6 protein-coding genes are annotated in these 10,444 nt (G+C 55.9%); all 6 read right to left on the bottom strand.

The annotated features are described in order from the left end of the window. Window positions 1-1,551, bottom strand: a 1,551-nt coding sequence (locus ACI9KD_RS09465; protein ID WP_414980920.1) for a TonB-dependent receptor plug domain-containing protein, incomplete at its 3' end; no start/stop codon positions are given. Between the two features lie 102 nt (window positions 1,552-1,653). Then, entirely contained in the window at window positions 1,654-3,417 is a 1,764-nt protein-coding gene (locus ACI9KD_RS09460) for a hypothetical protein (protein WP_414980919.1), read from the bottom strand. Window positions 3,418-3,500: 83 nt separating this feature from the next. Further along, a complete protein-coding gene (locus ACI9KD_RS09455; RefSeq protein WP_414980918.1) occupies window positions 3,501-5,723 on the bottom strand; it encodes a tetratricopeptide repeat protein in 2,223 nt (740 codons plus the stop codon). Between the two features lie 63 nt (window positions 5,724-5,786). After that, window positions 5,787-6,455, bottom strand: coding sequence for a hypothetical protein (locus ACI9KD_RS09450; RefSeq protein WP_414980917.1), 669 nt, complete (start codon window positions 6,453-6,455; stop codon window positions 5,787-5,789). A 211-nt stretch (window positions 6,456-6,666) separates the two neighbouring features. Further along, window positions 6,667-7,959 (bottom strand): Zn-dependent hydrolase, encoded by a 1,293-nt coding sequence (locus tag ACI9KD_RS09445; RefSeq protein ID WP_414980916.1) that lies wholly within the window; start codon window positions 7,957-7,959, stop codon window positions 6,667-6,669. A gap of 231 nt (window positions 7,960-8,190) precedes the next feature. Next, on the bottom strand, window positions 8,191-10,425 hold the full coding sequence (locus ACI9KD_RS09440) for a tetratricopeptide repeat protein (protein ID WP_414980915.1): 2,235 nt from the start codon (window positions 10,423-10,425) through the stop codon (window positions 8,191-8,193). Window positions 10,426-10,444: the final 19 nt, after the last annotated feature.

Genomic DNA, 10,444 nt, shown 5'->3' with positions numbered 1-10,444 from the left:
AGAAATTCCAGCACGCGTCGCCGATCCAATATTGCCCGGGACCTCAAGAACGCCAGACAGCGGCAACAGGTCATTCACATCGTCGATCCAGTCGTGAAACAAGGTGACGGTACCAATACCAAAGTCATCACCGCGAATCTCGTAGCTCATATCCAGAGTCATCGTGGTCTCGGGCGAAAGATTGGGGTTGCCCAGAGCCAGCTCCCCATCCCCAAGGTCGGCGCCACTCACAAAGTCCTCAAAGTCCAACTGCCCCACCTCGCGTAACGCCCGAAAACGCCACTGGGAGTTACTGTCCGGTGAGTAGCTGACATTCAGGCTGGGCTTCCAAAAGAAGAAAGACCGATCTTCGCTAAACCCACCGACCTGCGTAACTGTAGACGTCTCAGCGCTAAGGCTGGCATCGATAGACAGCGTGCCAAGCTGGAAGGAATCCGAGACTAACAGGTCATACCGCTCTTCTTCGACCGTCGTGTTTGCGCCAGGAACCGCTTGTGGAACAAGCTCTCCGTTCTGGAGTGAGCTAAAACCAAACTCACTGTCTAAACTGTTGTTGGAAGCCTCAAAGTTGATTTCCAGGGCATGTCCTGAAAATCCGGTGTAATCCAGTTCTAAGCGGCCTATGAGTTCTTCACTCAGACTTTTCCCCCGAGTGGTTACCTCTGTCGTGCCGACTTGATCAAGCGGCCCACGTACCAAAGAGCCTAATCGCGTAATGTCTTCGTCACGGTAGAGCGCAATAACTTTGCCCCGCCAATCACTAAACAAGGCGCGCTCGACATCAAATCCAAATTCATCGCGAATAAACCGATCGCTGTCACCCTGAAACAAGATAAAGGGTGGCTGCGCATCAGTGGGGTAACGGCGCGAAGTTTCACCCCCCTCAGAAATAAAGTAGCTCTTACCGAGATTAACCGAGTACCGCGTAGCACCGCGCTGAGTGCTGGCGTTGACCGTGGCGCTGTAGTCTTCGCCATCCTCGTCGGACAATTCAAAGCGCTGTTCCAGAGGCAGTATGTCAGGACCCAGAACCCGCTCCCGGCGCGCCACAAGACTCTGAAACTGACGCCCCTGCAGACCAAGGGTGACTTGACTGGCGCCAACGCCAGTGCTGTAACTGAGCTCACCAAAGGGGTAAACGTTGTCGTCCGGCTGAAAAGTACGTGCGCCCGCACTCCAGGCACCCGAGGCCGAGTTGCCGCTGCGAATGATGTTCGCGATCACGTTCTGACCCCGAAGATCAAAACCAGCAACCTGCCCGCGAATGACATCGATACGTGCTACATCGGTAGCAGGAATTCTCCCCAGAATATCTGAAGGCGTGTCACTCTTGGCCGATACGCGAGCACCGTTAACCACGATGTTGCCCGCAGCCCCGCCAAAACCCCGGGTGTCATTATCGCCATCATCCAGCGCGAATCCCGGCAGGTTGTTCACCATATCCAGAGCCGTCACCGGCGCGTAGCGGGTAAAAAATTCTGCGGGATAACTGAGCGTGCAGGCACCATCGATGCAGCTTTGCTCGGGCTGGGCCAGCACCGCAGTGGACATCAGACAACACAAGGAAAGCGCGGAGCATAAATGCCCCGCGTGCTTTAATAGATTCATGACTTGGGTCGGGCGACCTTGCTTATTGTTTTGTGAGCACCTAGTTTAATACCTCCAGCTGCTCACATCAGCACCTTCTGGCGCACTATCTTCAATTCGCTGCAAAATCTTGGGCACGTACATCCAGTTGTAGCGCAAACGGGACAGATGATTGCCATTCTCCTGATCGCCGTTCCAGCAATGCTCCGCACGATCGCCATAATCGACTTCGCCTGCGTAATAGGGCTCCGTCGTACTCTCGAGAAACTCTTCGACCAGATATACCGCGTTGTTCAGATAGTAGTTGTCCATATCGCCGGTGTAGATGTGCAGCTTGCCCTCAAGCTTGGGCCCTAAGGTTTTCCAGTCCCGTTTGAGAATATAGCTAAGGTCAAAATTTTCCCGCCAGTAAGCGGCAATCTCCGGGTCGATCTCACCGGTCTCCGGGTCCCACAGATCAGCCGGATAACCGTCATCGCCCATGGGCGAAAAGGTCGCCTCCCAGATATCAAACTGCTGGCCTGAGCGATTGCGATCACCCAACACACGCTCTAAATCATTCTGGTCCTTGATACTGGATTGGACGTTGCCTAAGTAGTCGCGATGGCCGGGGCGAGTAATACTCTGAAAATCACTGGGGTAGTAGTAGGCGTTTTTGTCCTCGTAGATATTCATGGTGAGGTAGGCCCGAAAATCGATGGGATCCGGGCAGGCGACAAACGCGCCATTAAACTCATCGGGGTAAAACATCTGCGTGGCCATGGCTTCCCAGCCGCCGGTGGAACCGCCGTAGGTAAAGCGCGCCCAGCCTTCGCCAATGCCGCGAAACTGCTCCTCGATAAAGGGAATCAACTCGTAGTTGATGGCGTCGCCGTAAGGACCCTGACTGGCGGAGTTCACCGCGTAGGAGTCGTCGTAATACGGCGTAGGGTGTTGGATCTCGATGGCCAAAAAGCGCGGAAAATCATCCGCCATCCAGCGCAGGTAGTTATTGTGCGCCTCTTGCTGCGCAATGATGTTGTAGCCGTCCATGCTAAAGCGCTCGCTGTACACCGGCTCCAGATCCGGATCTGGCGGCTCGGGCCGAAACGCCCCAAAGTCGCTGGGGAAATGCCCATGAAAGACCATCAGCGGATAACGCGCTTCGGGATGCTGATCAAAGTCTTTGGGTAGCAGCACATGCGCGCCCAGGTACACGTCCTCGCCCCAAAACTCCGACAGCAGCTCACTCTTCATACGGATATGCTTAACGTACTCGGTGTCCTTAGCTGGCTCAATCGCTGCAATCTGCTGGTCAAGCACGATCTCGTACTCACCGTCTGCGGTGATATCCAGCGCCACGGGCGTAGAATAAAAGTTACCGGGCTTACGCTTCCACTGCTGACCTTCTCCCTGATCGGGCGAAAGGCTTACAGTTTTGCCATTGGCTAACTGAAAATCTTTGTAACGATTGAGCAGCGCCTGAACGTGGTAGCGTCCCGGAGGAAGATCCGCTAGCGTACTAATAGGAAAACCAATATGCGCGGCATCGATGAGCATCTCGGTGCCCGCGGACCAGTCCTCTACGTTGCGACCATAGATCAGCTGTGTATCCAGCGAGTTGTCCACAAGAAAACGTGGCTCGTCGCGATCGGTGTTGGACAGCATCAGCAGCAAACGTCCGTCCTGAGCCTGACTAGCCAGAGACTCATCAAAGCGGATATTAAAGCTGGGGCCTGATGCGGCGATATCAGCCACTGGTGCAGCGACTTCTACAGAAGCCTCGCCACAGCCCAGCAACAAACTGCCTAGTAATGCACAGGAGGCTAAGGTTCTTAAGGGTAAGTTCATGCGAAAAGACTCCCGAAAATGTGCCCAAGACCATAACGCATTGAGCGTGGGGGAGCTACATTTTGGCAAGGAGGTACTGCGAGCTAGTCCGACGGTGCGGCATCTATCCCGTAATAGCTCTCATCCAGCGGCGGATAACCCAGGATTTCACGCTCCTCGTTGATCCGCATAAGATTCGCGCGGCGCAGTGCGGCAAAGCGCGGGTGCAATTCCAGCCCCTTATAAACACGATCCCTGAACACAAAAACGTCTAAAGGGTGTCGCTTGCTAAAAGCCGACTCCAAAAAGTCGATGCTTTTTTCGTCATCACCGACAATCGCCCAGTAGGCAGCATCATCAAGATCGCGACCCGGCGACACATCGCCACCGGCACGAAACATATCCATAGTAAAACGCCAGCGCTGCATGGCGTCGTCATAACCCGGATTGTCCCCTGCTGCGCGCAGTGCCAGCGCAAGTTCGCCATAGGGCGGAGGGTCAACACTCACCGAGGGGCGCAGCTTGGTCGCGTAGGTCTCCAGGCTGCCGTCGAAGGCCGCTGCATAATGTGCGACCAGCTCTTCATCAGATTCGGTTTGCGACAGTACCCGTATATACACCGTATGCGCCGAATAGTACTCAGGGAAGTCAGCCACGGCCTTGCGAGCCTTATTCAGTGCACCCGCCAGATCGCCCTCAGACTCCATGCCGTAGGGCTCAAAGAGCGGCTGAAGCTTATGCGGTCCCTTGTACTCAGCATCAATACCCAAATCGTAATAGCCACTACGCAACTCGCCTGAGGTCCGGGGGTCGAACTTATCCAGCGCAAGAGTCTCTTGTAAAAGTATGCTTTCAGCAGGCTGATTGTCGAGGTACAAAAGCCCTGATCGAATCCGTATGGTCTCGAACTCACCGGGATTAGCGCGGATATAGCGCTCCCCCACCCGCTGCGCGGTCTCAAAGTCTCCAATACGATAACTGTAAGTGATTGTGTTGGTAACACCCGGGCGGTACAGGGGGTCGATATCCACCAGGGTTTTTAGCTGGTCGGCTACATCCCGCAAGCGACCGTTAAAGGACAGGGCCAGAGCCAGCCAGTTGCGAGCATCCACAGAGTTAGGATTAAGCTCCAGCGCGCGGCGCAGGCTGGAGACCGCAAAGTCCGGTCGTCCAATATCCGCATTAATGAGGCCCTGTACTGCATAGGCATCCGCGAGTTTCGAATCCAGCGCTAACGCCTTGTCGACGTCGGCACGTGCCTGCGTAAGCGCCTCTTTGGCGGGAATACTGCCATAGGAGCCGGGCCGGTCCGAGAGCAGGGTGTAGGCCTTGGCGCGAGATGCGTATGCCGGCGCGTAGGTCGGGTCAATCTCTATAGCCTGATTGAGCAGCGCCAAAGCCCGCTGCATACCGGACGCTTCCCGGCTCGCGATCAGGTCCCGGGCCTCCAAAAATAGATTAAAGGCGCTGATGTCCGTGCGTGCTGCAGGAGCGATAGCCGGCGCTGCACCGGACATCAACTCATCGGTCATAGCCACCAAAATCTGCTGGGCGATGTCGTCCTGCACCGCAAAAATATCGCTTAAGTCCCGATCGTAAGTTTGCGACCATAAATGAAAGCCATCACTGACCTGAATCAGCTGCGCCGTGACACGGACTTTGTCACCCTGGCTGCGCACGGAGCCTTCAAGGATGTGCGCCACATTGAGCACCTGACCAATCTCGCGCAAATCTTCGTTGCGCCCCTTAAAGGCAAAAGACGAGGTGCGCCCGGCCACTTTCAAACCGTCGACCTGCGCCAGTACGTTGAGTAGCTCCTCAGAGATACCGTCAGCAAAGTATTCCTGATTGCCCTCGGGCGACAGGTCGGCAAAGGGCAGCACCGCGATGGACGCATCTTTAACCGGTGGAGTTGCCTCAGCAACCATGGCCTCGTCCTGGGACGAAGCACTGGCCGTGGACTCTGTATTGGACGCAGGTTCCTGAGGAAGAAAACGCGGCATCACCATGGCACCGGCAAATATCAACAGCGCAAGAATAAGCACCATGTCCAATTTTGAGGCTGTTTGCTCGGTGATACTGTCTTCTGAAGACACTGCCGTCGTACGCTGAATGCCTTCTGGGGTGAGCTCAAAAGCCCAGGCAAAGACCATAACAATAGGAAAGGCGATGGCAAGAAAAGACACCGCCACGGCATCGAACCAGGCCGGTAGAGAAATGGCTTCTTCGAGCGTAGCGGCAACCTGCACGATCACCCAGCTGACGACCACGTAAACACCCGCTACGCGAAAAACATTACGACGCTTGAGTTCGCCGAGAAAGCTCACATCAAAAACCTAAAAAACTGAGTGCACTGACGATAGCGCATTCAGTGGAACCACACTAGATGCTTAGGGGCTTGTAGGGGCAGCTACCAACTCTACGTCGAGATTTCCCGCCTGAAGCTTGCCACGGAGCTGACAGCGTCCGCTTCCTTCATCCCATTGCACTTCAGAGCCGACAAGGAGTTTGCGCTCATCGTATACATCTCCGCTTGGAGTACGCAGACTTGAGTCACCAATATTGGCATCCAGCGAAACACTGGCCGCGCTAGCCGCCGGTGCGCGAATACTGACCTCGCCGGCGCCGGCCTTCACATTAATGCAGGCTGTGGCGCTGTCAATTTTCAGCGCCCCGGCATCCATTTCGATGCTGAGATTCTCTACTTCGGGCACGCGAATCAAGAACCGAAGATCCGCATAGCGAGACGAATAGGCGGAAGACGGTTTGAAGCTCAACGTCGACTGCTCGCCTTGTTGCGTATGCCTAATCCCTGCTTCCATCGCGTTTTTCTGGCAGGTTTCGCTATCGGCATTACAAAAAAAGCGTACCGAAGCGTGCAGCTGCTCATCCGGGGATTGCTCAACGACAAAATTTCCCGACGGAAGAAGTAAGGTCAATCGACTGCCAATCTGCGTATCCAAAGTCTGGGACGGCGTAACCTCAAAGTCTCGAACGCCCGAGGACACACAGCCCGCCAAGGGAACAAGTACTAGCGAAGCAAATAGGTAGCGGTACATTTCTTATCCTCGTCTTACAAAGTCGCAGTGTACGGGCTAGCGAACAATCACACATACGGCTGATCCCACAATAGACTCAACCTGGCGCAGACTAGTCAGCGTCCCTGTCACTTCTAAAAGGTGAACAGCTGCGGCGAATGCACTAAGGCCAAAACAATCGAGAAGATTCTAATCGCCACTAATTAATCGCGATTAGGAATCGCCTTCGTTATCAGCGCTGATCATCTGTCGCCAAAATCGCCTGCAGCAGCACCGATGCGCCCCTGGCCATATCCTCGGGCGAGGTGTATTCAAAAGGCGAATGACTGACGCCATCCTTGCTGGGCACAAAAATCATAGCTGTAGGCGTTATCAGTGCAAGATCCTGGGCATCGTGCCCCGCGCCGGAGGGCATGCGCTGGTAGCTGTAACCCAGTCGCTGGGCCGCCGCCTCAATAATGTTGCGCATTTCCGGATCCGTCGGAGCCGGCGGCGACGCGGTGTCGAGCTCCGTAAAGCCAATGGGGGTGCCCCGGGCGGCGGCGATGCGCTGAGCCTCGGCCTCGATAAGCCTGAACACCTGCCAGATCTTGTTCTCCTCCAGATCGCGCACCTCCAGACTCATCACCACCTTGCCGGGCACGACGTTGGGCGCGCCCGGAAAAGCCTCAATTCGACCCACGGTCGCAACCTGACGACCTTCGAGCTCAAGCGCAATACGGTTAATAGCCAGGGCGAGCTCAGAGGCCGACACCAGGGCATCGACGCGCTGGGGCATAGGCGTGGTGCCGCCGTGGTTTGCCACGCCGCTGATCGTAATATCCCACCACTGAATACCGACGATACCTTCAACCACACCAATCTGGAGGTTCTTCTGCTCCAGAATTCCACCCTGCTCAATGTGCAGCTCAAAGAAAGCGCGCAGACTGTCGGGGCTGCGAACTGCTTCGGCGATACGCTCGGGATCGCCACCCACGCGGGCAATACCGTCACGAGTCACCAGGCCGCTGTTCGAAACTACATCCATACCGGCTTGTGTGAGTTTGCCAACCATCGCGCGGCTACCGACCAGACCACCCTCCTCGTCAGTAAAGCTGACGAACTCCAGTGGATGACGCGTGGTGATACCCGCGTCGTTCAAAAGGCTGATGACTTCCAGAGCACCGACTACGCCCACCTGCCCGTCGTAGTTGCCGCCACCGGGCACGGAGTCGATGTGCGAGCCAAACATAATGGGCGGAAAGCCCAGTTGGGAGCCTTCGCGGCGACCGATGATGTTGCCCGCCGTGTCCGTACGCACCGAAAGACCCAGACTCCGCAGCTCCGCCTTGAGCCACTCTCTGCCGGACAAATCGGCGTCAGTAAAGGCTACGCGGCTGACGCCCCCTTCGGGGTTTGCACCAAAGGCTGACAGGGCCTCGATACGTGACTGCATGCGCTCGGGGCTGGCCGTGAGCAGCGACTGTGCAGACGCACCGCACTGGCCAAACACAAGTAATACCAGGATGCCAAAAACCGATCTCATACTCTGAACTCTCCTGTAAGTTTTCACGCTGCCCACCACTAATAGACGTCTTGCACCGAATCGTGCGCCCTAACAAACAACTTGAAGGCTCAAAGGCCCGGGCCTATTGCCCGTCTCAGAGCAATAGGTTGGTAAAGAACTCGCTGGTAAGCGGCGGCCAGCCCTTCAACGTACTATTCTTGAGCCTTGAGACGCCCTGGGCGGCACTGCTCTCGTCATCGCATAAAAAACTCATCCAGCCGCAGTCACAGATCCCACGACAAACACCTCGGCGGGGAGCGGCTCCAAATCCAATTGCGCACGTTGCTCATTGATGCGCGCGGCGTTAGCGTTTCGAATAGCGACAAAACTTGGGTTTTCACGCATCGACGCAAAAACCCAATCTGTCAGTGCATACACTCCAAGTATCCGTGAACTTGTAAACGCAGCTTCAAGAAATTCGAGCGCCAGGTCCTGAGCATCGCGCATGGCCCAATAGCGGGCATCATCCAAGTCGCGGCCTCGTGAGGCAGAACCGCCAGCTCTGAAAACGTCGATACTCTCCCGCCAACGCTGCATCGCTCCCTCATACAGCGACTCATTGCCCGTCGCCCGAGCTGCCAGCGCCAGCTGTCTGAACGGTGGAGAGTCGGTCATATTCGAAGATCGTAACCGGGTGGCATAAAGATTTAAGTCGCCCAAAAACTGTGATTCGAAGTAGGTCAAAAGCTGCTCATATGATTGAGTGATATCGAGTACATCGATGTACCGCAATTGCACAGACACCTGGCCTGGGCTCTCGCGCAGCGCTTCCTCTACTAAAAGCAAAGCCTTCTGCGACTCGCCCAGGAGCGCTCGAGTAAGCGCACGGTAACCTGGGTTAGCATCTTCGACGCCGTACTGCAGTGGGTCTTCCCCGAGCGCGATGTACCTGAATACCATGCGCTGGGAAATCGGTCTTCCACGGTCAACAATCGGTATCTGATTAACGAGCTTCAAGGCATCCGCTGGACGCCCCTGTGAGGTAGCAATCCGCGCGCGATAGTCGAGCTCGACAATGGGATCATTAGACAGCGCTATAAAGCGCTCCCCAATCGCTACTGCCTGCTCATAGTCTCCCAACTCCTCGGAGTAAATCATGGCGTTGTTGACGGCAGGGGGGTACAGCGGATCGATGTCAATCAACACGGCCAATTCATCGAGAGCCTCGCGAAAAAGTCCGTTGTCCGTCAATGACAGCGCTAGCCAATTGCGCGCATCCAGAGAATTTGGGTTCAGTTCTAGCGCCCGGCGCAGACTAGCCAGGGCAAAGTCAGGATTGCCAATATCATTACTCAGCATGCCGCGCACCGCATGCGCGTCGGCGAGCTTTGGGGCAAGCTCCAGCGCCATGGCAACATCGGATTCGGCTTTATCTGATGCCTCCTGAACCGGAATCGTTCCATAGGACGAAGGGGCATCTGACAGTAGTAAATAGGCCTTAGCGCGGGCCGCGTAGGAGGGCGCATACTCGGGGTCAATGCTGATCACCTGATCCAAAAGCGCTTTTGCGCGGGTCAGCTTTACCTCATCCCGAGTGTAAATCAGATCCCGCGCCTCCAGGAACAAACCGTACGCCGTCACGTCCGTGCGCGTGGCAGGCGCCACTTCGGGCGCCGCTTCGACCACCAATTGCTCTTTGAGCGCCACCAGAATCTGCTGGGCGATATCGTCCTGCACGGCAAAAATATCGCTGAGGTTGCCGTCGTAAGTTTCGGACCACAGGTGATAACCGTCACTCACCTGAATCAGCTGGGCGGTGACCCGCACCCGATCACCCTGGGAGCGCACCGAGCCCTCGAGGATGTGCGCGACCTTGAGTACCCGACCAATCTCTTCTAGGTCCTCGTTGCGACCCTTAAAAGAGAAGGACGAGGTGCGCCCGGCCACCTTGAGTTCCTGCACCTTGGCAAGTACGTTCAGCAGTTCTTCAGAAATACCATCAGCAAAGTATTCCTGATCGCCACGAGGCGACAGATCCGCAAAAGGCATCACGGCAATCGATGCATCCGGCGGAGTACTAACAGCGGGGGCCACAAGCTCGTCTTCCTCAGCGGCCGCATCAGAGGCAGCAGTAACATTCGGAGCCTCTGCAGGAGCACCCTCGCCAAGAAAACGCGGCAACACCATGGCCCCGGCGAACAGCAAAAAGGAAATGATCAGCGCCACATCAAGCTTGGAGCTGGTCTGGGCGGTAATGCTTTCGTCCTCATCTACCAACGCCGTGCGTTTGATGCCATCGGGGGTGAGCTCAAAGGCCCAGGCAAAGATCAGCGCAATAGGAAACACAATCACGAGAAAGGACAGTACAACTGCGTCAAACCACAGGGGCAGCGCGATGGCTTCTTCGACCGTCGCTGCCACCTGTACCAGCAGCCAAGCAACGACCGTGTAAACACCGGCCACACGGAATACATTGCGCCGTTTTAACTCGCCGAGAAAACTCACTAAATAAGCCTACTAAGTG

It is taken from the genome of Congregibacter sp. (genome assembly GCF_047617445.1).
Classification (GTDB): Bacteria; Pseudomonadota; Gammaproteobacteria; order Pseudomonadales; family Halieaceae; genus Congregibacter.
Note: the sequence above shows the minus strand (reverse complement) of the source record. Positions and strands in the feature narration are given on the sequence as shown.

Excerpts from the sequence above, each read along its gene's own strand:
- ACI9KD_RS09460 (WP_414980919.1), bottom strand. The coding sequence starts at position 3,417 with ATGAACTTACCCTTAAGAACCTTAGCCTCCTGTGCATTACTAGGCAGT.
- ACI9KD_RS09450 (WP_414980917.1), bottom strand. The coding sequence starts at position 6,455 with ATGTACCGCTACCTATTTGCTTCGCTAGTACTTGTTCCCTTGGCGGGC.
- ACI9KD_RS09445 (WP_414980916.1), bottom strand. The coding sequence starts at position 7,959 with ATGAGATCGGTTTTTGGCATCCTGGTATTACTTGTGTTTGGCCAGTGC.